Raw genomic sequence first — 25888 nt, 5'->3', positions numbered from 1 at the left:
CGCTATGTGCTTGGTTTTCCGATGATGATGGCCATGGACCCAACGCTCAGTGCCCATCGCCAGCGCTCTCATCAAACCTCCATGACGTCTTCAAACGCTTCCGGGAAATTCTGACGTGCTACCTTTTCGTCGATGACGAGCATCGCCTCATAGGACATCGCATCGAAGTCCTTGTCGACAGCCACCACTTCTCGTCCAAAGAGCAAGTTGAGCCGAGCCGCGTCGAGATTGCCGCGCTCGAAGGGCTCTGCCCCGAAATGATGCCAAAGCGCATGCAGGAAGGCTGCATCGACCCGGTGCTCTGCCGTCCCGGGTCGGGCGCGGCGGGGCAGGGCCTTGATCGGCGTCACGCCCCTGGGATTGGCACGGCGGATGGTGAACTGAATGCCGCTCCCTGGCATGCCCGACGGAAAGCCGCGGTGTTTCGTCATATCGGGAAGATTGGCCATAGTTGCCCCTCCTGCACAATGGAATCGTGTCTTGTTTCTTTTAAATGTCGGGCTGCCGTTGGCGACACCCGCGACCACACGAATAGCGATGTAGACGCCGCTTACGAGCGCTGCAAGGCTCTGTCCATTGAATATTCCGCGACGGAACGTTGAGCGCCATGGCTGCTCAGACGTCTCTGCCATCAAGGCGATCGGCGGTACGCTACGCGCAGGCGCCGATGACAGGCTGAATGGCAATACCCGACGAGTTTCGCTCGCCGGGCATCGATCTTAAGTTCATTCACTTTGGCGTAACGTCGAAGCCGAACCATTTTTCCGACAGCGTCTTGATCGTGCCATCCGCCTTCGCGGCCGCAATCGCGTCGTTGAACATCGCCTTCAATTCGGTATCGCTCTTGCGCAGGCCAACGGAACTGCCGCGACCGAGGAAACCGCCCTGGAAACGCGGACCGGCAGTCGTCATGTCATCATTGCCCGGCTTCTCAGAAGCCGTGGTCAGATAGGCCATCGATGCCATGACGATGTCGACACGACCGGCCTTGAGATCGAGATCATGCTCTTCCGTCGTCTTATATTCTCTGACCTCGACGATACCCTTCAGATATTTGTCGACGAAGGCGGCCGCGGTTGAGGCCGTCTGCACACCGATCGTCCTGCCCTGCAGCGCCGGCTTGATCTTCTCGATCTCGGCAGCAGCACCCGCTTCATCGCTGGCGAGCGAGAACACCTGGCCCTTTTCAGGCAGGTTCGCGAGATCGCCCATCTTCGAGGTTGCGAAGGCCTGGCCGGTGGAGCCGTAGGAATCGCTAAAGGCGATAACCTCTTCACGCTTGGCCGTCGCCGACATGCCGGAGATGATGGCGTCGAACTTGCCGGCGTTCAGCGCCGGGATCATGCCATCGAAGTTCTGGACGACGATCTTGCACTCGACCTTCATGTGGTCGCAGAGATATTTGGTCAACTCGATCTCGTAACCATCGAGCGAGCCATCCGGCTTGGTGAAGTTATAGGGCTTGAAGGCCCCTTCGGTGGCGATCGTTACCGTCGTCCACTTCTTGTCTTCGGCATGCGCGATGCCGGCCGTCGCGATGATGGCCGCGGCTGATGTCGCCATCAGAACCCGTGAAAAGAACGTCATGTTTTTGCTCCCCTTTTCTTTGTTTGGGCTGAGAAAACTATTTGCTGATGAACTGGCGGAAACGGTCCGACCGGGAATTGGCAAAGACCTCCTGCGGCTTGCCGTCCTCTTCGACGACGCCCTGATGCAGGAAGACGACCCGGCTGGAGACATCGCGGGCAAAGCCCATTTCATGGGTGACGACCAGCATGGTGCGGCCTTCTTCGGCAAGCGCGCGCATGACGCGCAGTACTTCGCCGACGAGCTCGGGATCGAGCGCCGAGGTCGGCTCGTCGAAGAGCATCACCTTCGGTCGCATGGCAAGCGCGCGTGCGATCGCTGCGCGCTGCTGTTGGCCACCGGAAAGATGCGAGGGATAGAAATTGCGCTTCTCGGCAATCCCCACCTTGGCAAGCAGGGCCTCGGCCTCCTCGATGCATTCTGCCTTCGGACGGCTGAGGACATGGACGGGCGCTTCGATGACGTTTTCGAGCACAGTCTTGTGGGACCAGAGATTGAAGCTCTGGAAGACCATTCCAAGCTGCGAACGGATGCGATCGACCTGTCTGCGTTCGGCCGGTCGGCTGCCGCCTTTGCCGTCGGCAACCATGCGGATCGTCTCACCCGCAACGGTCACCTCGCCGGAATTGGGCGTCTCCAGAAGGTTGATGCAGCGCAGGAAGGTGGACTTTCCCGAGCCGGAGGAACCGAGGATGGAGACCACATCGCCTTCATGCGCATCAAGCGAGATGCCTTTCAAAACCTCCACAGGACCGAAGCTCTTGTGCAGGTCCTTCACGCTGAGCGCGATCGGAGAAAGAGGGGCGTTCGCCGCAATCATCGAGCGTCTCCTTCGAGTGCGGATGCGGGGACTGCCGCGGGATGGTAGGGAAGGGGCTGGCGCAGATGCGGGCTCAGCCAGTATTCGACGAGATAGACGAGACGCGTCAGCAGGAAGTTGATCGCCAGATAGATGGCGCCCGCGACGATGAACACTTCGATTGCCCGATAGGTCTCGGAGATRATCCTGGCGGCAACGCCGGTCACTTCCATCAGGGTGATGATCGAGGCGAGCGACGTCGCCTTCACCATGGCGATCATCTCGTTCGAGTAAGCCGGCAATGCCTGCCGGATCGCGAGCGGCAGAACGATGCGACGGAACTGCATGAACCGTGGCATGCCGCAGGCACGCGCCGCTTCGATGTGGCCGAAGGGTACCGACTGAAGGCCGCCGCGGATGATCTCGCTCGCGTAAGCAGCGGTATTCATGGTCAGCGCGATCACGGCGCACCAATAGGGTTCGCGCAGGAGCGGCCAGAAGATGCTGTGCCTGACCTCGGGAAACTGGCCGAGCCCGTAATAGATCAGGAAGATCTGCACGAGTAGCGGAGTGCCGCGAAAGACGAAGACATAAGCCCGCGCAAACCATTCAAGCACCTTGATACCGGAAAGCCGGCAAAGTGCGATCGCGAGCGCCATGACTGCGCCGAGCGCGATCGAGGTCGCGGCAAGCTGAAGTGTCAGCGGGATGGCTGAAATGAGACTGACGAAGGTTTCGATGAGAAATTGCCAATCCATCAGCTTCTCCTTACGCCGCGAGAGAAGTGCTTTTCAGCTTGCCTCAAGAAAAGGCCGGAACCAGTTGATATAATAAGATAGATCGCTCCGGTGACGACATAGAAATCGAAGGGTAGACCGGTCGAGCCGGCGGCGACTTGTGTCTGGCGGAGCAGTTCGGCCACGCCGGTGATGGAAACGAGCGCGGATTCCTTCAGGACGACTTGCCAGACATTGCCAAGGCCTGGCAGTGCGTGGCGAAGCGTCAATGGCGCGACGATGCGGCGAAACCGCAATATACGGCCCATGCCGCAGGCAATTGCAGCCTCGATCTCACCGGCGTGGACCGCCTTGAACGCCCCTCGGAACACCTCGGTAAATTGTGCACCTGAGGTCACGCCGACGGCGAGCGATCCGGCAAGAAAACCCGGGAAGCCGAGGAAGCCTTCGGCCCCAAAAAGCCGGCCGAGTGCCGTGACGGCGGCGCTGCCTCCGAAATAGAAGAGGTAGATGACCAAGAGATCCGGTATGCCGCGAAGAACCGTCGTATAGGTATCGGCGGCGATCCTGACGCCGCGRCCGCCCGATATCTTCGCCCAGGCACCGAAAGTGCCGATCACCGCKCCGATCGCATAACCGGAAATCGCAACAAGAATCGTCATCCATGCACCGGCCATGAGCGCTTTGCCCCATCCGTCGGGGCCGAAACTAATCAGCTCGAGGATGCCGGGCTGGTTCATGATGCCTGCTTCTGCGGCAGCGGCGGCTGAACGTCATCAGGGATCGGATTGACGAATGACGTCCCATCGAGGCGACCCTTCAGGTCCGCCTTGGCCGCCTCGATGAGATCAGGATCGCGGATCAGGTCGATGGCGGTACTCGCCATGACTTTCGCCGCATGTTCCGTGCCTTTGTGGGCCGCCGGAAGCTTGCCCTGGGCGACGAGCTGCCAGGAATGGCCGGGCGTGCCGATCGCATAGGTCGCACCGCGCATCTGTACCGTCGGTACGACCCAGCTGACGCTGCCGACATCGGTGGAGCCGACGATCGTGCTGTCGCCGGCATAGAGYGGGAAGATTTCCTCGCAAAGCGGCTGGTCCTTCTTCGGCTTCAGGCCGAAACGCGCGTAGGAGGAGGCAATATCCTCGGTGCTCATGGTCGCCTGGAATTTCCGGGCGGTCGCGCGGTCGCCATCATCGAAAACGGGCGGACCGAGGCGCTCGAGGTTGGCAAACATCAAATCTTCGAGCGGAGCATTGCCGACGAGGTTGGCATCGCCGCTGATGACTTCGCTGCGGACTGACGTCTCGGTCATGAGGGCTGCGCCCTCGGCGACTTTCTTGACACGGGCGACGAGCGACAGGAGTTCGGGGAGATTTCGGGCACGAATGAGATAGCGCACCGTCGCACGGGCCTGCACCACATTCGGCGCGGAACCGCCGGTATCGGTGACGGCGTAATGGATGCGCGCCGTCGATGGCATATGCTCGCGCATATAGTTGACGCCGACATTCATGAGCTCAACGGCATCAAGAGCGCTGCGGCCGAGATGCGGCGTTGCCGAAGCATGAGAGGAGCGGCCGCTGAAATGGAAGTTGAGTTCGTTGCAGGCAAGCGACACAGGGTTATTGACGCCGGCAAAAGCCGCCGGATGCCAGCAAATGGCGATATCGACGTCATCGAATACGCCGGCACGAACCATGAAGCCCTTGGAAGACCCGCCTTCTTCTGCCGGGCAGCCGTAATAACGCACGCGGCCCTTGAGGCCGTTTGCGGCAAGGAAGTCCTTCACCGCGGCTGCCGCTAGCATCGAACCGGCGCCGAGCAGGTTGTGGCCGCAGCCATGGCCGTTGCCATTTGCCGTCACCTCACGCTTTTCAGCCAGCCCCGCTTCCTGGCTCAGCCCGGGCAGCGCGTCGAATTCACCGAGGATTGCGATAACAGGACCACCTTCGCCGGCTTCGCCCATGACGGCCGTCGGCAGTCCCGCAACGCCGCGCTCGACACGAAATCCTTCCGCTTCCAGCTGGCGGGCATGCTCTTCGGCGGAGCGATATTCTTCGTAATTCGTCTCCGGCATATCCCAGATCCGATCGCTGAGCGCAAAGAAGGCTGCGCTCTTGGCTTCAACGATGTCCCACACGGCTTCCGAGTTTTTCATGGCTTCCAAAACAGCTTTGTCTAGCATAGTATCCAAAATTGGCGCCAATTTAGGATACAAAAAATTTATGCGCAATCCGTGTGCACGAATAAATTTTCATCACGGCAAACAGTTCGGGCTGCCTTACGGAAATGCTTCAGCCCGTGGTATCGATGAGGAAAGTCAGGGGAAGTTAGAATGGCGGATGTCATGATGGATTCGGGGCAGGGAACATCTGCCGGGCGCGACGTGACGGATCTCGTGCTTCAGGACATCCTAGCCGGTGTCCTCCTGCCCGGAACATGGTTGAAGCAGATCGATCTTGAGCGACGTTACAACTGCACGCGGCCCGAAGTGCGCCGAGCTCTCGACCGCCTCGCCCAGAAGAGGCTCGTCGAACACGTGCCGAACCGCGGCTACCATGTCTACGAGCCGGATGGGCGGCGAGCGCGAGAAGTCAGCGAGATCCGTATCATCCTGGAAACGGCCATCGTCGGTACGATCATTCAGAACGCGTCGCTGGCAGATATCGCCAGTTTGCGCGGACTTGCGGAGCAGTTCGACTTCATGGTGCTGAATGGCACCATGCTGGAACTCTACGAGGCAAATCTCTCCTTTCATCGCCATTTGCTGATCCTCGGCGGCAATCTGGAACTGGTCGATCTCATCACGGAAATTCGCCAGCGGACCTCATCGGCGCCGGTTTCGCAGTGGCGGACACGCGCCCGTGTGGAGCAGTCGAGCCGGGAGCATCACCTGATGATCGATGCAATCGAAGCCGGCGATGCGGAGTATCTGAAGGGATTGGTGCGGCAGCACATTCTTCAGGGCTAAACGTATCGAGTCGGAGGTACATATATCAGCCGCTTCGCTTCGCCGTTGCTGTCTACCAGGTGACAATACGCCCCAACCTTGGGCTCGAATTGTAGGCGATATATTTCCAAACCTGTAACATGATACCTGCTAGTTTCGATCTTAACCGGTCGATCGAGCTTCGAGACCGTTCGAGCGCAGGGCGACATGACGGAGGCCAGGCATGCGAGGACAGCTTCAGCAGGAAATTCTGGATATGCTGGCACGGGGATCTTCCCTCGAAGAGGCCGGCGATCGCATTTGCGACCATGCTGAACGGCTTGCAGCCGGCGTCATTTGTTCAATCGTGACTGTTGACCGTGAAGGGCTCCTGCATCCCCTGGCAGGGCCGACAATCGCCAAGACCTATTCGGACGCGCTCGATGGGATACCGATCGGACCGGATGTTGGCTCGTGCGGTACGGCTGCCCATTTCCGCAGGCCGATCGCTGTTACTGATATCTTTGCTGATCCGCTCTGGATCCCCTATCGGCCGCTTGCCGACATCCTTGCGAAAGAACATGGCGTCAAGGCGTGTTGGTCCAGCCCCATCCTGCGCAGTGACGGACGCGTGCTCGGGGCATTTGGATTTTACTACAAGGACAATCGCGGCCCCACCCCCGAAGAACGAATGATCGTCGCCGAATGCCTCGACCTTTGCTCGCTCGTGCTTGAGCGCGAGGAGGTGAAGGCCGACAATCAGAGGCTCGCCTTTTTCGACAACCTCACCGGCTTCGGCAACCGCGCCAACTTTTTGAAAACGCTGGAGGCGGCCGTCGACAGTGCGTCTGCCCCTCTTTCGGTTCTGCTCGTCGATATCGATCAGCTCGGCCGGGTCAACGATGCCTTTGGGCATGCGACCGGCGACAGACTGATCCTGGAGGTCGGTCAAGTAGTTGCTCGGATCGCAGCGCCGGCCACTACCTTCAGGGTGGACGCCGATGAGTTCGCAGTCTTGATCGAAAATCGTCCCGCAACGGAATTGTCAGCAGTTTCGGCAGAAATTCTGCGCGCTCTGGAGAACCGGACACCGCAGCGCAACGAACATCTCCTGCCGGTCTCGGTCACCTGCGGGGGCGCGACCTTCGAACCGCCCGGGCCAGCCCACGTTCCGACCTTTCTGCAACATGCAAATCTTGCACTCCATCATGCCAAGCAGACGGCCAGAGGCGGTTTCGTGCTTTACAGCGACGATCTTGCCGGGGCGATCGCAAACCGGTTTCGGGCACTGCAGACCATGACAAGCGCCTTGGCCGAAGATCGGATAGAGGCGCATTACCAGCCGATCGTCAGTCTTCCGACGCAGGAAATCGTCGGCCTCGAGGCTCTGTGCCGCATTCGTACGGACAGTGGCCAGATCCTCTCACCCGGCGCGTTTGCCGAGGCGCTCCAGGATCCGTCGATGGGCCACCTCCTGACGGACCGGATGCTGGAGCAGGTCGCGCGCGACATCCGATACTGGCTCGATCTCGGGCTCTTGTTTCAATATGTCAGCGTCAACGTATCCATGGCGGATTTCAATCAGGGAAATCTCTGCGAGCGGATCAAAAGCGTTTTCGCCCGCCACCGCACGCCTCTCAAGCATGTCGTGCTCGAGGTCACCGAAACGGTCTATATGGACGAAAAAGACGGGAAGGTGGCAAGAGCAATCGAGGAGCTCCGAAGGGAAGGGCTGCTTGTGGCGCTCGACGATTTCGGCACGGGTTACGCCTCGCTCACACATCTGCTGAATTTCCCCGTCGATATCATCAAGATTGACAAGACCTTTATTGACCGGATGTCCGATGGACCCGGCGCAGTCATCGTCAAAGCCCTTATCGACATGTCGATCGGCCTCGGTACCCGCATCGTAGCCGAAGGTGTCGAAACGGAAGATCAGGCAGAACGTCTGCAGAGCCTCGGATGCCCCTATGTGCAGGGATATCTGTTCGGCCGGCCGGTTGACCGCGATAGGGCAACGGAAGCGCTGCGGCCCGAGACTTCCTCATCGGCAAGCAAGCCGAAACGAAAACTCAAGCGGCCGGTGACATTGATGCGCTGACGATCGGGCGCCTCAGATAACGCGGTTACTGTGACGACAGCTGGCCCGCGATCACTCAGCAGCCTCGTTGTGGCGTTCGAGATAATGCCCATTCAGGAAGGAGTGGTAGGCGTCCGCGATGCCCTCCTTCAGGCCGATCTTCGGTGACCAGCCGAGAGCGCGGAGCTTATCAGCGCTCATCAGCTTGCGTGGCGTACCGTCCGGCTTGGTGAGGTCTCGCGTGATCTCGCCTTCGAAGCCGACGACCTCTGCGACGAGCCCAGCCAATTCGAGGATGCTAATGTCTTCGCCTGAGCCCACATTCACGTGACCTTCGGCGGAATAGGTCTTCATGAGATGGATGCAGGCGTCGGCGCAATCCTCGACATGTAGGAATTCGCGCAGCGGCGTTCCGGTGCCCCAGATGCGTATTTCCTTCTCTCCCTTGTGCTTTGCCTCATGCGCCTTGCGTATCAGCGCTGGCATGACATGGCTTGAATCGAGGTCAAAATTGTCGCCTGGCCCATAGAGATTGGTGGGCATGGCCGAGATAAAGTCCTTTCCATGCTGTTTTCGGTAAGCAGCGCAAAGCTTCAGTCCGGCAATTTTGGCGATCGCATACCATTCATTCGTGGGTTCGAGCGATCCGGTGAGAAGCGCCTCTTCGACGATCGGCTGATCGGCGAACTTCKGATAGATGCAGGACGAACCCAGAAACATCAGCTTTTCAACGCGAACTTTATAAGCGGCGTGGATGATGTTCGCCTCGAGAATAAGGTTGTCGTAGAGGAAGTCGGCCGGATAGGTATCATTGGCGAGAATACCGCCGACCTTCGCAGCCGCCAGGAAGACGGCATCGGGACGGTTCTTTGCCATCCATGCCTCCACCTGATCCTGCCGTCTGAGATCGATCTCGGCGTGCGGGGCCGTCAAGATCTCGCAGCCCTCGGACGCGAGACGCCGGACGATCGCCGAGCCCACCATGCCTCGGTGGCCCGCGACATAGACCMTTTTTCCGGCAAGGCTGTAGATGAGCTCAGGCATGCACCAAGCCCTTATTCGCACCAACCGTCGGAACATTGCGGGCCATGACTTTCAGGTCCTCGCGAACCATCTCCGAAACCAGCTGATCAAGACTGACCTCGTGCTTCCAGCCGAGTTTCGTATGCGCCTTCGTCGGGTCGCCAAGCAGAAGGTCGACTTCAGTGGGTCGGAAATAGGCCGGATCGACCTCCACCACACACCGGCCGGATAGCTTGTCATATCCTTTTTCCTCGACGCCTTCGCCTTGCCAGTCGATCGGCATGCCCACTCTGGCAAAGGACTTCTCGACAAAGGAGCGAACGGTGTGCGTTTCGCCGGTCGCAAGAACATAGTCCTCCGGTTCATCCTGCTGCAGCATCAGCCACATGCCGCGGACATATTCTCGCGCATGTCCCCAATCGCGCTTTGCATCGAGATTGCCGAGATAGAGCCGGTCCTGCAGGCCGAGATGGATGGCCGCCGCCGCCCGGGTAATCTTGCGGGTCACGAAGGTTTCGCCGCGGATCGGGCTTTCATGGTTGAACAGGATGCCGTTTGAGGCATGCATGCCATAGGCCTCGCGATAGTTGACCACGATCCAGTAGGCGTACAGCTTGGCGGCAGCGTAGGGGGATCGAGGGTAGAAAGGCGTCGTCTCGTTCTGCGGGACCGCCTGAACCTTGCCGTAGAGCTCGGAGGTGGATGCCTGATAGAATCGTGTTTTCTTGGTGAGGCCMAGAAGGCGAATGGCTTCAAGCAGCCGCAGGGTGCCGGTTCCATCCGCGTTGGCGGTATATTCAGGCGTCTCGAAAGACACCTGGACGTGGCTTTGTGCAGCAAGATTGTAGATCTCGTCAGGCTGCGTTTCCTGAACCACCCGAATGAGGTTCGTTGCATCGGTCATATCCCCGTAGTGGAGGATGAAGCGAGGATTCTCGACATGGGGATCCTCATAGAGATGCTCGATACGATTGGTGTTGAAGGACGACGAGCGCCGCTTGATGCCGTGGACAATATACCCTTTCTCCAAGAGCAATTCGGCCAGATATGCGCCGTCCTGACCTGTTACGCCGGTTATCAGCGCAACTTTGCGGTTATGTCTTACTCCGGTATCCATGATCACCCTCCAACTCTGGTACTACAGTTGTTTCGAAAAGTTGATGTCGCCCCGCCAGGCGCGGTACGCTTGGCGAAGCAGTTTTTAGCTCGGCAGTTCGAATGCCCCCTCATTTCCAAAGCCCCGATACAGTGACTACCCGTGCCAAGTACCTTTCCATGAAAGTGAAATTTCATGTCTTGTAGTCATGGTATTTCATGAGCGCTCTTGAAAATAACTCCGAGTCACTGAAGTTGTATAGGGCGTGTTTTTTCGGCTTAACCTTATTTATTGCGACAACAATTTCGGAGATTCGTGCGCTTCTCAGATGCAGCGCGGTAATTTCGACGGCGCGACGGCTGGTCTTTGCCCATTTTACTATCATCAAGGTTCGCTCGACCAACGCAGTCATATGCATCGTGTCGGACGAGGCCAGTACAGGCGCACTGTCGAAGATCACGATCTGGCCATTTGCCCGTGCCATCTCGATAATGTCAGCCACATCATTCAAATGAGCGCGCCGGTTGGGACTGGGGCTACCGGCAGGAATGAAGTCGATACCGCTTGGATGGTGACAGATGATGTCCTGTAGTTGGGCTTGTCCGCTCAGGAATTCATTCAATCCTTGCTTTAAACCTGACTTGAAAAGCGCATCGAGATTTCCGCGTCGAAGGTCGCCATCGATAAGCAGCACCGAATTCCCGTTGGCCGCCAGTTCGATTGCCAGCGATCTGGCGACAAGCGACTTGCCTTCGCCGCTGTGCGCAGACGTCACCACAATGCTGTTGGGCAATTTTCCGCCGTTGGACTGTTTGAGCGAAATCATGACAGTGCGCATCGCTTCGTCAAACATCCCGCCTTGTCCATGGCCGAACAGTGCCGAAGGATTATTCCGGCTTTTCCTGGTCAAGCGCGGTATAAAACCGCCGGGTATTATGCGTGCCATTCCGGCCAACTGGTCGAAGCTGCGGACCGACCTGTCCACCATCTCAACCACGAAGGCGACCGTCACCGCGATCGAAATCGAAGCGACCATGGCGCCGATCAGGTAGAAAAGCCGTCCGCGACCCTGCGGCCCGAGCGGCTCTGCAGCCGGTGACAAAACCTCAAGTTCCGCTCCCGGCAGCATGGCCTGTCCAGCAAGACCACGGCGTTGCTTTTCGAGTTCGTCCAGCGTCGTTTGCTCTCTGTCAACGATGCGCTGCAGTCGCAACAACTCGGTTTGCGCCAGGGCCGAGTGGGAACGTTGCACCTGGGCGGCTGCGAACGCAGAGCGGACCGCACTATTTTCATGATCAAGCGCTGCCAGCTTGGCGCGCATGGACTGGAGATACCGATCGACCGCACGGCCGAGGTCGGTGTGGGACTTGGCAATCTTCTCGCGCAGGTCGACCACTGCTTCGGCATCGTTGCCATAGGTCTGAAGAAGGCGCTCCAGATCTAGCTTCTGTGCGCGCAGGTCGCGTTCCATCGCGCCGATGCTATCGGGAAGGGGTATGTTCTGGAGAGCAAGCGAAGAATCGTCGGCTGTTTCCAGCGTCGAAATCGTTGCTTCGACTTCAGCGCGGCTTTGTTCGATTTTTGTTTGCCGCTCACTCAACTCCATCAGCGACTTGATCTGCTCACCCTGAGTGTCATCGTCCGAAACGACACTGGCCGTTTCCTGATATTTGTCAGCAGCTTCTCGCGCTGTCTTCACGCGATCCTGTTGTTCGGCGATGCGCTGCAGAAGCCATTCTTCCGCAGCGTCCAGGCGGCTGCGGATGCTGTCCTTGCGCTCTTCAAGGTAGATGCTCATGAGCAGGTTCGGGACTGCGGCGGCCAGTTTGGGATCGCTCGCATCGAATCCGATCTGGATAACGTCACCCTGGCCGTCACTCCATACGCGCAGCGCCTTGTAATATGCGGGGATGATAGGCTCGATGCTGTCTCGTATCGGCAAGGACGGTTTTTCGCTGTCGACCAGGCCGCGCAACATTTCCCGGACCTTTGCGGCAACAGAGGCCTTACGCAGTGCCGCATTGAATTCTGGCCGCTCATCGAGCTGAAGATCGCGGATCACCCGTTCGGCGGCGCTTCTGGAAAGCAATCGCTCGATCTCCGATGTAAGGTCCAGAGGATCATTGCGACTGTTATCTTCGGCGCCGAGCGTTGTTGCTAATGGCCTGTGAATGATCAACCGGGACTCGGCGTGATAGTTCGKCTTAAATCCGGAAATCATCGTAATGGCAGGCACCATAAAGAGTGCTGTCAGCGCCGCGATCATGACGACCCTTCGGCGGATGAGGCGCATGCCTGATGTCAGATCAAAGTCGTCCGATTTGGTCTCTGTCTGAAACCTGGGGTCATAACGCATCGACGACAGCGGGACGTTACGATCTGGGGGAACAGTTGAAATTGTCATGGCGCGCCAACCATTGTTTGAGGTTGCGCAGAGACGGCTTCATATAGTTTTTCCATCGATCGCATGTATGCCTTCATACTGAAGTGATTGAGGTAGAGGGCGCGGCCCCTGGACGAGAGGTGGTTGCGAATGTCCGGATCGATCACGAGTTTCGCCAGCGCCGCGGCTAAGGCATCCTTGTCTCCGACAGGCACGAAAACACCGGTTTCGCCGTCGGAGATGACTTCTTCGTGGGCGCCGACACGTGTCGTGACAACCGCGAGCCCATGGGCAAGTCCCTCGATAACCGCCATTGCCAGGCCTTCGGCATGTGAAGGCAAGACAAGGATATCCGCACGTGCACACAAGGCCCGCGCCTTGTCGGCGTCGAGCCAGCCCGGCATCTCCACCCGATCCGAAAGTGCCAAAGCTGTGGCCTGGCGTCGGTAGTCTTCGACAGGTCCATCGCCCGCCAGCACGGCGCGCCACCCCAGTTCCTTCATGAGCGGATGGCTCAAGGCATGGAGAAGCTCGGTAACGCCTTTACGCTCGCTCAGCCGACCAAGAAATACGATCAATGGTGTCTCGCCGACCCGAACACCGTGTGCGCCCGGATCGGAGACGCAATTATGAGCGACGACTATGCGGCGTTCCTCGACGCCCAGAAGTGCCGACAGCGTTGTGCGATCACGCTGGCCGAGCGCCACAACGCAGTCCGCATGTTGAAACATTCGACGTATGAGCGATTGCTGGCGTGGCGAGCGTGTGGCGAAATCGCTTGCGTAATCATAGTCGTGCAGATGCAATATGTGACGACATCCAAGGAGGCGGGCGGCCTCAGTCAAGATCAGTTTTCGGGAAGTGCTGCCGMGACCCGCGACATGGATGTGATGAATTCGTCGCGGAGCAACGAGCCGATCCTTCACCATCATCAAGATGGCGCCGAGCAAGCGCGCAGGCGACGCCACGACTGACCACCGAGGCCCCCTGGTATCGGTGACCAGATGTTTTTCTCCTGCCTCCTTCGCCGTGCTGGATATATATCCGACCAGCCTGCCGATGCCGCCGCCGTTCTCGCAACCGCCCGGCACATAGTGACGGACGCTTGCCGCGTTCCGCATCGTTATCTGGTGGCCGGCCGCGAATACCTTCATCAGCATGATCCGACCACCTCGCGATAAACGGCCGCGGCCTGTGCCCCGACCTGTTCRGGTGAATTCGGTCCTGTGGCCCATTCGAGCGCATTGGMACCGAAATTGTTTCTGAGTTCGCGGTTCTCCGCCAATATCCGGATGGCTCTTGCGAGCTGCTCCGCATCCCCCGGCGGCACAACCACCCCCAATCCATTTGGCTGAACTGTCGCGCGCAATTCGCCGACATCCGTTACGATAACCGGTTTGCCAAAGGCCGCAGCAAGGTTGAGGACACCGCTTTGAGACGCTTCCGTATAGGGAAGGACAACGATATCGGCGTCCAGGAAAAGCTGCGCGACCTCCTCGTCTTCGATAAAGCGGTTGCGGATATCATAGCGACCGGCTTCCCCCATAAGTGGCTGGAAGATCCTGGGGTCGTCGCCACGGCCCGCCACCGTAATGCGCAGATTGGGGAGCGTATCCTTGAGCATGGCCTCGGCTCGGACCAGATGCTCCAGACCCTTGTAAGCAAAAATCCGCCCGAAGAGCAGGACCCGAATGGTTCCGTCTGCCTGGCCCCGCGTCATTTTCCTCCGACGGGCGAGCTCCGCGTAGCGATGAATGRCTGGATGCGACAGGACATGGACGCTATCTGGGGATTTTGAATATCTGTCGAGGACCATCCTTTTCAGCCCCTCGCCATGCACGACGACATGACGCGATTGCCTCACCATCAATTCAGGAGCCCAGGCGGGCAGCGTGCGGGTATCGGAATCGCCAGGATGCACTGTCACATCGTGTACGGTCGTTACGAGCGGAATCGGGCGCCAGAATGGAGCGGCAAAATTCAGCCAGAGCGTAGAATTGCTCAGAAGGTGAATAAGGTTCGGCTGTTCATGCCGGATGAGACGTGTGAGCTGGTGCAGGAACCAGGGATTGGAAAGCGAGCGGTGCCGCGGCCAATCCAGAAGGTGCAGATCGACAGCCGGATCGAACCAGGAAGCAAGGTGTTCGAAGCGCCGGCGCGGAACGCCCAGCACGACCTGCATGTGTTGTGCCAGGCCGCTGGCGTAGGAGATGGTGTAGTCTTCGAGTTCGGAAACCAGCATCAGGGCTTTCATCGTGCTGACTCCGACAAGCCAATATCCTGACCAGGTCGAGGGAGGTCGCCGGCTCTGCGCAATGCATCACGCGTCCGCCTCCATAGCGCTTCGACAGCAAGTTTGAGCCGGGTGCATGCCTCGGCTCCGCCCGGACTTGCCGAGGCTACACGGTACCAATGGTGGTGCGGCAGCAGGATGTTGCCCGCGAGCTCGACATTGCTGTCGCCACCGAGGTTGGGAGCCTCCGTAATAGCGATATCCGAAGTATCACCTCGCTCGATCAGGATCTTGTATAGGGCTGGTGAGGTCCTCGCCAACAATACCGCGACGAATGACGCTCCTGCCGTGTAGCGTGCGGAACCAGGACCATGACGCAGAACCATAGCAATCCCAACCCTTCTAATCGTCAACTGCGAACAGTCAGCGTGCACCAGAATCGTTGCCTCGCTTCACCGGAGACTGGGGCCTAGCAATGTCTTTCGCGTATGCACTCATCGCTAAACTACCGGCGAATGGACTCGCACAACATCTGCTCTTAAGGGCAGTCCCGTAGACCCTGTCATCAACCTTTGGAGGGGATGTGCCTCCCAAGGACTTAGGCGCGACAACATAATTAGATGGTGGGCATGCGCGCTAACGTAGCCCGCCTCGTTTGCGTTTGTTTGCGCTCCGGATGTGACCGGGCGATTGTTACTTGATACGCCAGGTAGCCATGAACGAAGACTTCGCCGTCCGAGGAGCGGCCATCCGGCTTGATTCGGGCGAAGCCTGTCGGATCAGCCTGTGCTTGAGCCTTCCTGCTTATGCTGAGTGTCCGGTCGAAAATGGGGGCAGTTCACGGCGATCCTGAAGGCCGATCGAAGGAGTATTCGAGGCTCTGAGCCCGGCGGCTTGTCGGGACAGGTTTCGCATCTCACCACGGCGTCTTCCTGAGGGGAGTCCGCGATCTAAAGAGTCACGGCTTTTCGAAAGTGGTATAGTGGATGATTTTAGGTCGGCGACGCGCCTCGTGTGTGGCAGTCGTGCGGCGCTGCCCGCCTGCCGCATCTGTACATTCTGGCCTGCAGGTTCCAGCGGCAGTCCAGCGTCTTTATTTCATCGAAGAAAACGGCGTTGATGGCGTCCTGATCGTGCAGCGCGAGGTCGTAGCCCCGCTGCCGAACAAGGACACGTAGCCTAATACCGGTCGATGAACAGCCCACCCAGCACCCGTCCGTCGATGTAGTGATCCGGAAGGAAAGACGCTCGAATCCGGCGAAACCTTCCGCGAGGCGCTGGAAATTTTCCGGATTGGCGCAGAACACGATCCTAATGACGCTCTGTGCGCCCTTCCTCATGCCATGCCTTGCCCTTGTGATTTCGCATCTGCGCTCACTCCCGCCGCTCGGCCTCGGCGCCTCGGAATAGCTCGCGTCGTTCCCGCCGCGCCTTGAAGAACCGGCGCGTGTCGGCGGTAAGGTCCCAGAGCCGGGTCTTGCGGATGGCGCGGCGCAACTGCCGGGACACATTTCGCAGATAGTCGAGTTCTCCCGTTGGGGGGATGTTCGGTCTTAGGGCGGTCAGGCCCGCCCGTGTCACTGTGTATTCTGTCGCATGGGCCAGGAGTTGCCTTAACGTCGCCCGTCCGGCGCGGCGCGAGGCCGCCGGTGCCCGTCCACCGCCCTCCGGGACGCTTCGCTCGGAGGGCGGCGGGAGCCGGGACAGTTCTGTCAGCAGCGCCTGCCATCCCTGTGATTCTGCCGCGACGAACCTGTCGTGGATGCTCGGTCGTCTCGTGAGCGCGTCGCCGGTTCCAGACCAGGCATCGGGTGCAAAGAGGAGGCTGCGAATGTAATCAAGCGCGGGATGGGACAGTCGCGGATACCAATCGGCTAGGCGTCGAGCTTCCCAGTCCCGTCCAAGACGGGAAAGCGCAAAGAGATAGACGGCCCATTCGGCAGGGTCGGGATCCTGTGCGCCGTAGACGACGGCCGTCGTTTCGATCAGGTGTCCAAGCCGGATGGCGGCCTCGGCAGGATCGCCACTCGCCAGATCGCACAGCGCTAGACCAAACAGGCCCTCCGGCAGATCGCTGACATAGATGAGGCAGTCGGAAAACCCCTTGCGCGCGGCTCCAAGCTCGCCGCGCCGAAGGCTCTTGTATCCATTCGCGAGCAGGGTGCGGTCGGCGCCTCCTCCGCTCCGCGCCGGAAAGCGCGGTCCGGTCCGTTCGACCCCCACAAGGTCGCCGAACGGGCCGTCCTGCTCGATCCGGCGGCCTGGCGATGGTGCCTTCTGTAATTGAAACCACTGATAGATCTGTGGGCGATGCGCGATCGTGTGGCGGGAATGGACCAGGTCGTGCCCGGCGTCTGTTATGCGCCGGAGCCGGTCTCGATCCTGCATGAGGTTGTCAAGGACGTCCAATACGTCGTCCGCGTCGGCAAAGACACAATTCTCCATATGCGCGAAGCCGGCCGCCTCGGCCATCGGTGTGCGTTCGGCGATCAGGCAGGATCCGGCGCCCGGGATCTCGAAATGCTTGCGCACGATCTCCCGTGCCATTGTCCCGCAAGATGGGGCGAAGAGGCTAGCGTTGAGCGTGCGGGCGTAGCGTTCGCCGGTGAGGGCCCGCGCGGCACTGGCGTCGAAGTAGCCGTGCGGCGGACAGATGAGGCAGGGATAGGATCCTGAAAGGAGCGGGAAGACACGGCGCCGCCAAGGATAGAGCTCGGCCCGCGAGCCCGTCAGCATGATCGGGATGGACTTTTCCGCGCCATAATCGCGGAACACGGCTGGGTCGATGAAGTTCGGCCAGACATAAAGACCATCCAGACTGTCGGGCAGGTAATCCTGGATCGTCGTGCAGATGGAGAAGCAAACGCCGATTCCCAAGCGATCTATGTCCGACAAGATGCCCGAGCGCGTCGGCGCCCATGAATCGGCGTTGAGGAGGCCGGCTTTCGGAACTTGCGAATGGGCCGACACGTTCCGGATCTCAATGCGATGCGATTGGTTCGACTGATAACCGAGCTCGAACAGCGTGAGGTCCGGTTGGTACCGGTCGCAGATCCGGCCATAGTCGCAATCCTCGTTGACGACCACGACTTCGAAATGCTGCTCCATGCAGCGTACATGATCCTGCGCGTGCTGCGTCATGTATTTCGCATATCGGGAATTGGGACTGTGGTTCCATTGGAAGAAGACCAGCTTCGGCTTGGTTGCAGGCGAGGCAGAAAATGGGGTCGACACGAACATTCTCCATTCTTGCGGCCGTCACCCGAACGGCCCGCAGATCCGACCCTGCGACCATCGCATGGCGGCCTTTTCAGCGCGGATCGGCAGTTCAATCATTGCGCGCCCCCAAATCGGACGAGCGTTTCCCGCGTCACGTGCGCCTCCGCCTGCGGCTCGGGCCGCCCGGACCGATCGGGGCCGGACCCGGTCGAGGATTGCGAGCCTCGTCGCGAGTCACGATCGATCCACGATGCCCTTGCGACGACTGCGCGAAGCTCCGGTGCGGCTCGCAACACGGCGAAGCCCAAGAGTGTGAGTGTCGGCCATTGCAGGAGGATTTCGACGCCCTGCTGAGCTGCGGCTAGGAGTGAGAGCAGGACAAGGAAGATCAGGTACATGAGATTATGCGGCAGATCCCATGAGCCGCCACGGAGCCGGCGCACAAAGTAGGGCACAAAATTTTCGATGACGTGGGCACCGATTGCGGCCGGCGCGATCGGCACAATCGGCACGAGCGTTGCAAAAGCTGCGCAGCGGGCGAACTGCAGACCGGCGTAGGGCCAGACGCGCGTAGCCTTGTCCAGGCGGTTGAAAAAACGAAAGCAGAGCCACGTCGCAACAAGCACTGCGGTCCAGATGGCGCAGTCGATGAAGCTTGGCGGTTGTGGCCAACGCAGCAATGTGATTCCGCCGATGCCGGCCGCCGCCGCCCAGAACCAATGAGCTGCTTGCGGGACCGCCACCTCCACGTTCTCGAACTCGGCCGTCAACTGCGGACTCTCTTCGAATCGAGCTGCGATCTGGTCGTTATCTGCATAGCCTTGCTCATATACTGCCCAGAACGAAATCAACAAACCAAGCAAGCCGAGCAGGTGCAGTGGCAGCACCGCCGCAAGCCAGATCGACGACAGAACCCACAGTACAAAATCCTTTTGCAGGATGATCCGGCGGATATATTGCGCGTTCGGCCGCTTGATCAGCGTCAGGTACCGTMCGGGAATATAGAGACCGGCGAAGGCGGGCCGGTAGCGCGCGTGTGGCCAAATCGTGCGGAGCGGATACGCGCATGCCTTGAGGACCGCCAGATCATTCAACGAATCGGTGAGACAAAGGCTGCGTTGCAGCGTCTCGGCGCCMAATGCCCCGCCGACAAGCGCTAGCTTTCCATCTCGGCGATCCGTTGCAGTCCAGACGCGCGCCGCGACCACGCGCACGGAAGGAAGACCGAGTGCGGCGATGAGTGGAGTAACGATCGGCCGGAATCCCAAGGTTGCAATGATAGGCAAGTTCGGCCGCGCATTGACCGCGCGCAGCAATGGCACATTCCCGAACTCGCGAGCCAACGCCGTAACGCGTTTTTGCCAAAGGTGTATCACCCAAGGGAAGAGCACAAGAACGAGCCGGACGCGCCAGACATCTCGCGTCTCCGCTCCGGTCCAACGCCATGGGCGCAATAGGTCGAGCAGCTTCAGGAGCATGTACGCCGCCAAGGCCGGTCGTGCACAGTCGATGAAATCTTCCGTGGAATTTCTCAGATAAAGTGTCTCGTCAAGGTCAATCAGAAGCGGCCCATCGAAGTGTTGTACCGCCTCGATGGCCTTATCGGGTGTCGCGTCATATTCGCCAGCACCCGGATCTAATGAGAATGACAACTCCATTACTTCTCCTCCCGTATGGGTATCACGGGCACTCGGATCTGCGATAACTGATCAAGGTCACAGCCACCTGAAGTAACAACACGAACGCCRTCGTTCAGTCCGCCTAAACGAAGTAGGCCGGGGCAGTCTTGGCTGACTGGAAGCGCGATCGCCTCTCGGACGCTGCGCAGCGCGCGCTCTTTGACGGGTGCGGCGCCTTCCGGGCGGCCGGTCATGTCAGCACATCCCTGAACCGTTCGTAGAGCGTCTCAAGTTTCGTCCGGGCGATCTCGGGATTGTAGCGCGTGCGCGCCGCGGCGAGGGCGCCGGCGCTCAGTATCTGGTAATCACGCCTTTCCTCCCACGCTTCCGTCAGCCTGTCTGCGAGAGCGTCCGCCAGCTTGAGGGTCGCCCCGTGATAGGCATCAAGGTAGCCGCTCTCGGCGTTGCGGTAGAGCCAGCGCCACTTGCCGACCTCGTCCTCGTTCTCGAAGGGCAGAAGCCAACCGGTCTCGCCGGGGATCACCACTTCCGGCATCACGCAGGTATCGGTGGCAATGACGGGCGTGCCGCCCGCCAGCGCTTCGACCGTAACGAAGCCGAAGGTGTCGTGGAAGGTCGGAAAGACAAGCCAGTCGGCGGCGTCCATCAGGCGGTGCACTTCGGCTGGGGGCTGGCGTCGGTGATGGACCACGCCCTCTTGCGACAGCCGCGCGAGTTCGGCTTGGACATAAGCGGCGTCAGGCGGCCCCACATAGTCATCCGCCGACCATCCAAGGCTCGAGACAATTGTCGTCTCGACCGGCACGCCTCGCCCACGCAGAATCTCGTGCGCGCGGAGGACGACCGGCCCGCCCTTTCGCATGAAGTCGTACCCGACGAAGAGGAGGCGCAGCCGGTCCGAATGGTGCTTCGGCCGGTCCCGGCGGATCGGCGTCGCCGGCGGGACCACCGAGATCTTCGCGAGCAGGTCCGGCAAGCCGCTCCAGCCGTGGTGCTGCTGGCGGACCTGACGCACGGCATAGTCTGAGAGCGCAACGATCCCAACGCAGCGCGGCTCCACGAGCCGATCCCGGAGCCAGCGCTCAAGCCAGGCGATCCGCCGATCTTCGGGCGTGCGAGGCAGGAAATCCTCGAAGGTCACGATGTACGGGCGCCGCGTAAGCAGCGGTACGGTGTTCCAGGTGTGGATGGCGTCGAAGCCCGGTTCGGGGACGAAGCTCATGCTGTCCACCCAGCGCCATCGGCCGAGCCGCGCGAGCGGGGTTAATGCGCGTTGCACGAACCTCGCATTCCTCTGGCCGAGCGTGATGGCGAGGGGCACGTGGTAGCTGTGCCCCGTCCGTATCCGGATGGGTGCGTGCGGTCGGTCTACCGGAGACGGCGCGCCGACCGCTACCGCGGCCTCCCGCTCAAGCGTCATAAGCGTTCTCCATCTTTCTTCGGCGGCGGCGTGTGGGTGGGCGTGCTGTCTCAGCCTTGCGCAGCGTCCACGAGGGGATGTCTCGCGGGAGCTGTCCGGTCCGACTCCCCCGCCTTACGACCACGACCTCAAAATGCTGCTCCAGGCAGTGCACATGATCCCGCATGTGCTGCATCAAGTACTTCGCGTATCGGGAATAAGGACTGTGGTCCCATTGGAGGAAGACCAGCTTCGGCTTGGTCGCAGACGAGGAGGCAGCAGATCGGGCCATCACAAACATTCCTCTGTACAAACATTCCTCCGTCCCTGCGGCTGTTACCCGAACGGCCCGCCGATCTGACCCCGCCACCGTCAAATGGCGGCCTGGTTACCGCGGATCGAGATTCGGTGATTGCGGCCCCACCGGAAAGAACTGCGGCCTAGCGCGATGTCCTTCGCGGTATTGCATTCATCGCCAACCTACCGGCGATTGGATACGCGCAACACCTGCTCTTATGGGCAATCACGTGCATCCTGCCATCAACCCTCGGGAAGAGAAGTGCCTCCCAAGGGCTTAGCACCCCAAGGTCATTGGATAGTGTGTATGCGCGTTAGAGGTAGCCTCGCCTTCGTTTGTGTTTGTTGCACTGCGGATGTGACGGGACGATTGTTCCTTGGCGCAACCAAGAACGATCACATATGTCTTTCCAGATTGCTACGATCAACGATCTCTTGCCTATCCCGTTCAGTGGGGACCGACAATGAGAGCATATGGGCCTGGAACCGCGATTGGGCCGGTCATCGCTTGGCGGACCATCGAATGCTGGGGCGCCGGATTTTCCCTTTTTCTCCAAACGGGTGCTGTCTTTCCACTCATGTTGGTAGATGCCGGTGGCGCGCTCAGCGATCCGGCCAAAGCCATATTGCGCCTCCTTGTCTTACCCGTTTACGCGTTTACCGGATTGATCCTGATGCGGAATTTTCCGCAATTTCTCACAGCACTCAGGCGAAATCTGTTGTTACCCATCCTACTTGTTCTGCCATTTTTGTCTGTCTTGTGGTCAGTGAGCCCGTCAATAAGCTTGAGGCGCGCCATCGGCCTCCTGTTTTCGGTGCTCCTGGCCTATGTGTTGGCGATACGCTTCACACCGAGGCAGCTGCTTCTGCTCGTATTTGCGAGCTTGGGAACATGTGTCGTCCTCAGCGTGGCCATTCTTGGAGCGTCACCGAATCTCGCCCGCATGCCCTCGGACGGCGCTTTGCGGGGCATCTTCTTCAACAAGAACAGTCTCGGTTGGTATGCCGCCATCATGATACTGGTGGCGACGGCCGTGCTGATTGACGGTACCTTGGGCTGGCGGCGAACCGCTATCATTTTGTTGAGCGCGGGTGTCTTCTGTCTTGCGGGCTCCGGATCGATGACCGCGATAATTGCGACGGCATCGGCATTCTGCTCGCTCGGGTTCTACTCCATCTTGCAGAGAACCCGCGGCATCGGCCGCATCGTCATCATCCTGTTTTTCGTTCAAGTGTCAGTCGGCCTTCTCATTTCGCTTCACGAATTCCTGGTTCCGTTCCTCGAAGGGCTCGGCAAGGATGCCACTTTGACGGGCCGAGTGCCGTTGTGGGAGCTGGTCGATCGTCAGATAGCCGATCATCTGGCGCTCGGCTTCGGCTACCAGGCGTTTTGGACAGAAGCGAACCCCGAAGCGTGGGTTATCTGGTCAAAAATCCAATGGTTGGCCCCTCACGCCCATAATGGATATCGCGATACCATGCTGAGCTTCGGAATAATTGGAATGACCCTGTTCGCCCTGATACTTCTCCGTGCAGTACGCCAGGGCGCGATCCTTCAATGCCGTGATCCGCAGTATGGCTGGCTCTGGCTAAACGTCTTCACGATCATGATTTTGGTGATGAATCTGACCGAGAGCATATTTCTGGTCCAGAATGACGCCATTTTCGTTCTGTTTGCCACAGCCATGATCATGTTTTCGCTATACGCGCCCGTCGTTTCAGCCAGCTCCTGTCCACCGCGGCAGGCGCCCGCACGCAGCATGATGACGGAGCTGCAACTCTCATGAGCCTGCGCTTTGCACTGATCTTGAGCATTTTGCCTGCTACGCTCTTTCCGCAGCCAGGCAACCCGACATCGGTGAGGTCGGACGCAAATGCGCCCGACCAGATGCAGAGGACGCTCAGGGACGCGACCTGCGCGGAAGCTTCGGCGGCGACCTTATCGGCCAAGCTGAATGGGACTTCCTTGAGCGACGTAGTGACCGGCACATCCGCGGCAAAGGCAATGTTCTATGTTTCTCCGGATGGCGAGGACACCTGGAGTGGCCGCCTTCCCAGACCAAATCCTAAACGTACCGACGGTCCTTTCGCCAGCATTGAAAGAGCTCGCGATGCTGCGCGCAAGAAGGGTGGCCAAAGCACAATTGCAATGGGCAACGGAGACTATTATCTCGCTCAACCGATAGTCTTTGACTCTCGCGATGCTGGCCTGGTCATCACGGCGAGATGCAACCAGACGCCGGTTTTGCACGGGGGCCTGCTTGTGCGTCGCTGGACATCGCAGGCCGATGGCCGCTGGACGGCACCGCTGAGGTTACCGCCAGATCAGGCGGTGGGCGATCTTTTCGTCAATGGGGTCCTCCAAACCCAGGCCCGCTTTCCCAACGCGCCCATCGACGGAGATCCTCGCAAGGGATGGTTGTTTGCGGCCAAGTGCGAGTCGGATGATGAAGGCTGGGAAGGCAATACACGCTTTTGCTTCCGGGCTGGCGATCTTCCCGCCTTGGGAGATGCCGCGGGACTTGTCGCCCACATTGTTGGTGGCTTTCACCCTGGGAGCCAATGGGGGAGCGATACGCTCCCAGTGGTCTCAATCGACACTGCAAACCGAATTATTCATACCAAAGGCACTGGCTATTTCTTCACGGCAGAGGGCAGCCGCTATTTCCTGAGCGGGGCGGCCGCATTCCTCGATGCCCCCGGGGAATGGTGGTATGATCCTGTTACAGGCCAACTCGACTACATACCTGCCGACCGGCCGTTCCCCGACTCTATCGTTGTCGCGGGCGTTCTCCCAACATTCTTTAAGCTGGAGGGAGCCAATGGCATGATTGTCTCGGGACTTCAATTTCGTGATGGAAATCCGCAAGGCAGCGGCAAATTCTTTACGGAAACCAGAGGGTTTGGCGCCATCAGGCTGGAGCACGCGGATGGCGTCAGGCTGCTTGGCAATGTCATCGAAAATGTCGGCGTCGGTATCCATGTATCTGAAAGCAAGGATGTTTTGATTGCCGGCAATGCGATCGCAGATGTCGCCGGTAACGGAATCTACATCGGCACGAGTTACGGCAGCTTCGGCAAATCGGACGGTGCCAGGATCCTGTCGAACCATATCCGCGACGTCGGAAGGGTTTACTTTGAGACCGCAGGCATATGGTTCCAGGCGGCCGACGATGTGAAGATCGCCGACAACCTGATCGAAGATGCTGCACAGTTCGGCATCACCGGCGGCTCGCTCTGGGGGCCGGAAGATGCAGTCCATCACGCGGTGATCGAGCACAACGTGATCCGCAACGCCAATCAGCAGACGGCGGATGGCGGTGCTATCAAGATGATGGGCGAGCAGACCGACCCCTTAGACAGCAGCATCCGATTCAATCTCGTGACCGGGACAGGTCATCTTATGAACAGGGCCGACGGGACGTTCTGGCCTCCCGGATATGAAAATACCAATGAATGGCCGAGCCCCATCAGTTGGGCGATCTACACCGATGGTAAGGCTAGCGGCGTGCGCATCGAAGGAAACACGCTTTCGGGCAATGTATCGGCGATCGGCATCAACGGCGGCTGGAGCAACGTCGTGACAGGAAACGTCGTCGCACACGGATCAGGCGCGGCTTTTCGCGTCGATGACAGTACCGGGCGGGATTGGCATCCATCATGGGCGCACCCAAATCGCATCGAGGACAATATCGTGTCGGTCGATAATAGCAGCGGACTTGCAGCATATGTCTACGCTCCCGGCCATAAGCGCGGATATGTGCAATTCGCGCGCAACCGCTATTACGGCAATCTGAACGATAAGAGCTTCCGAATAAGCCCGAAGATCATGTCTTCAGGGGAATATGGCAGCCTGAGGGATCTTCAGAGGGCTGGAACCGACACAGGCAGTGTCGTCGCGCCCTCCGAGTAAGAAAAGCGGCCGCGACGCGCGGTGTTGCTGTCGGCGATGACGTGAAACCGGCTGCATATGTTGCAAAGGTCCCGCTTGATCTCGAATTTCCATCCCCGATCGGGAAAACCTCGCCGCCAAGGCGTGCTCTGCCCTCCGCCAACCGGACCAAATACGAACCGCGGACCGAGGCCGCCGAGAACGGAAGGCCAGCGCAGACCGGTCCATGTCAGGTGGTGAATGACATCGTACCGATTTTCAGCGTGCAACCAGGCCGCCGTTTTACGGGCGGTCATCTGCCATTTGTAGTAATGCTGACGGCTTCCATGGGCGTTTTCGTATCCAGGTCCAGGCCGGCCAGGAACATCGTGCCAGACAGAGCTCAGACCGCTCGGCACCTGTCGCTTGTCGCAATAGCGCTCGATCGCCGCACGATGACGACTGCCGCAGGTAAGAACGGTGATATCATAACCCTGGCTGGCCAGTTCCAGAACGAAATTCCAACCCTTGCCCAATCAGGATCCCGCGTCTGGCTCGCAGGTATAGGCTGACACGAGTATGCGCATCAAAT

General features: G+C 59.4%; 19 protein-coding genes. 4 read left to right on the top strand and 15 right to left on the bottom strand.

Features of this window, described 5'->3' with window-relative positions; all coding sequences use genetic code 11:
* Window positions 1-71: 71 nt before the first annotated feature.
* From AC1DNW_RS15910 to AC1DNW_RS15885, 6 genes are all read right to left on the bottom strand, one after another.
* A complete protein-coding gene (locus tag AC1DNW_RS15910) occupies window positions 72-449 on the bottom strand; it encodes a hypothetical protein (RefSeq protein WP_113307563.1) in 378 nt (125 codons plus the stop codon).
* A 280-nt stretch (window positions 450-729) separates the two neighbouring features.
* Entirely contained in the window at window positions 730-1587 is an 858-nt protein-coding gene (locus AC1DNW_RS15905; RefSeq protein ID WP_477853500.1) for a transporter substrate-binding domain-containing protein, read from the bottom strand.
* Between the two features lie 37 nt (window positions 1588-1624).
* Entirely contained in the window at window positions 1625-2407 is a 783-nt protein-coding gene (locus AC1DNW_RS15900; RefSeq protein WP_477853498.1) for an ABC transporter ATP-binding protein, read from the bottom strand.
* Window positions 2404-3144 carry an ABC transporter permease gene (locus AC1DNW_RS15895; RefSeq protein ID WP_477853497.1) on the bottom strand — a complete coding sequence of 247 codons (741 nt, stop codon included), beginning with the start codon at window positions 3142-3144 and terminating at the stop codon, window positions 2404-2406. The genes AC1DNW_RS15900 and AC1DNW_RS15895 overlap by 4 nt, the downstream gene beginning before the upstream one ends.
* Window positions 3144-3863 (bottom strand): ABC transporter permease, encoded by a 720-nt coding sequence (locus AC1DNW_RS15890; protein WP_477853496.1) that lies wholly within the window; start codon window positions 3861-3863, stop codon window positions 3144-3146. Before AC1DNW_RS15890 ends, AC1DNW_RS15895 begins: the two co-directional genes overlap by 1 nt.
* Entirely contained in the window at window positions 3860-5284 is a 1425-nt protein-coding gene (locus AC1DNW_RS15885; protein ID WP_477853495.1) for a M20 family metallopeptidase, read from the bottom strand. The genes AC1DNW_RS15890 and AC1DNW_RS15885 overlap by 4 nt, the downstream gene beginning before the upstream one ends.
* 177 nt (window positions 5285-5461) lie before the next feature.
* Between AC1DNW_RS15885 and AC1DNW_RS15880 the strand changes: the two genes are divergently transcribed.
* Together AC1DNW_RS15880 and AC1DNW_RS15875 are read left to right on the top strand one after the other, a co-directional pair.
* Complete coding sequence (locus AC1DNW_RS15880; RefSeq protein WP_477853494.1) at window positions 5462-6097, top strand: GntR family transcriptional regulator; 636 nt, start codon at window positions 5462-5464, stop codon at window positions 6095-6097.
* Window positions 6098-6299: 202 nt separating this feature from the next.
* Window positions 6300-8156, top strand: coding sequence for a putative bifunctional diguanylate cyclase/phosphodiesterase (locus AC1DNW_RS15875; protein WP_477853493.1), 1857 nt, complete (start codon window positions 6300-6302; stop codon window positions 8154-8156).
* 51 nt (window positions 8157-8207) lie between these two features.
* On the opposite strand, the gene fcl is transcribed toward AC1DNW_RS15875, so the two are convergent.
* The 8 genes from fcl to AC1DNW_RS15835 form a co-directional block, all read right to left on the bottom strand.
* Window positions 8208-9179: a GDP-L-fucose synthase gene (gene fcl, locus AC1DNW_RS15870; RefSeq protein ID WP_477853491.1), complete on the bottom strand. Its 972-nt coding sequence runs from the start codon at window positions 9177-9179 to the stop codon at window positions 8208-8210.
* On the bottom strand, window positions 9172-10275 hold the full coding sequence (gmd, locus tag AC1DNW_RS15865; RefSeq protein WP_113296531.1) for a GDP-mannose 4,6-dehydratase: 1104 nt from the start codon (window positions 10273-10275) through the stop codon (window positions 9172-9174). Before gmd ends, fcl begins: the two co-directional genes overlap by 8 nt.
* Window positions 10276-10447: 172 nt before the next feature.
* On the bottom strand, window positions 10448-12658 hold the full coding sequence (locus AC1DNW_RS15860; protein WP_477853489.1) for a GumC family protein: 2211 nt from the start codon (window positions 12656-12658) through the stop codon (window positions 10448-10450).
* The gene (locus AC1DNW_RS15855; protein WP_477853488.1) at window positions 12655-13797 is read right to left on the bottom strand and encodes a glycosyltransferase family 4 protein; all 1143 of its coding nucleotides are present in this window, start codon (window positions 13795-13797) and stop codon (window positions 12655-12657) included. Before AC1DNW_RS15855 ends, AC1DNW_RS15860 begins: the two co-directional genes overlap by 4 nt.
* Complete coding sequence (locus AC1DNW_RS15850) at window positions 13791-14891, bottom strand: glycosyltransferase family 4 protein (protein ID WP_477853487.1); 1101 nt, start codon at window positions 14889-14891, stop codon at window positions 13791-13793. Before AC1DNW_RS15850 ends, AC1DNW_RS15855 begins: the two co-directional genes overlap by 7 nt.
* Before the next feature lie 1353 nt (window positions 14892-16244).
* Window positions 16245-18110 carry a glycosyltransferase family protein gene (locus AC1DNW_RS15845; RefSeq protein WP_477853485.1) on the bottom strand — a complete coding sequence of 622 codons (1866 nt, stop codon included), beginning with the start codon at window positions 18108-18110 and terminating at the stop codon, window positions 16245-16247.
* Between the two features lie 92 nt (window positions 18111-18202).
* On the bottom strand, window positions 18203-19747 hold the full coding sequence (locus tag AC1DNW_RS15840; protein ID WP_477853483.1) for an HAD family hydrolase: 1545 nt from the start codon (window positions 19745-19747) through the stop codon (window positions 18203-18205).
* A gap of 211 nt (window positions 19748-19958) precedes the next feature.
* Window positions 19959-21149, bottom strand: a complete 1191-nt coding sequence (locus AC1DNW_RS15835) for a glycosyltransferase family 4 protein (RefSeq protein WP_477853482.1) — start codon at window positions 21147-21149, stop codon at window positions 19959-19961.
* A gap of 740 nt (window positions 21150-21889) precedes the next feature.
* On the opposite strand from AC1DNW_RS15835, the gene AC1DNW_RS15830 reads away from it, so the two are divergent.
* The gene (locus AC1DNW_RS15830) at window positions 21890-23212 is read left to right on the top strand and encodes an O-antigen ligase family protein (protein ID WP_113296521.1); all 1323 of its coding nucleotides are present in this window, start codon (window positions 21890-21892) and stop codon (window positions 23210-23212) included.
* Window positions 23209-25338 carry a right-handed parallel beta-helix repeat-containing protein gene (locus AC1DNW_RS15825; RefSeq protein ID WP_477853480.1) on the top strand — a complete coding sequence of 710 codons (2130 nt, stop codon included), beginning with the start codon at window positions 23209-23211 and terminating at the stop codon, window positions 25336-25338. The genes AC1DNW_RS15830 and AC1DNW_RS15825 overlap by 4 nt, the downstream gene beginning before the upstream one ends.
* Here AC1DNW_RS15825 and AC1DNW_RS15820 read toward each other — a convergent pair.
* Window positions 25290-25832, bottom strand: a complete 543-nt coding sequence (locus AC1DNW_RS15820; protein WP_477853478.1) for a hypothetical protein — start codon at window positions 25830-25832, stop codon at window positions 25290-25292. The genes AC1DNW_RS15825 and AC1DNW_RS15820 overlap by 49 nt on opposite strands.
* Window positions 25833-25888 lie beyond the last annotated feature (56 nt).

The sequence above is a fragment of the Rhizobium sp. 05L429 genome, from assembly GCF_056397645.1.
Note: the sequence above shows the minus strand (reverse complement) of the source record. Positions and strands in the feature narration are given on the sequence as shown.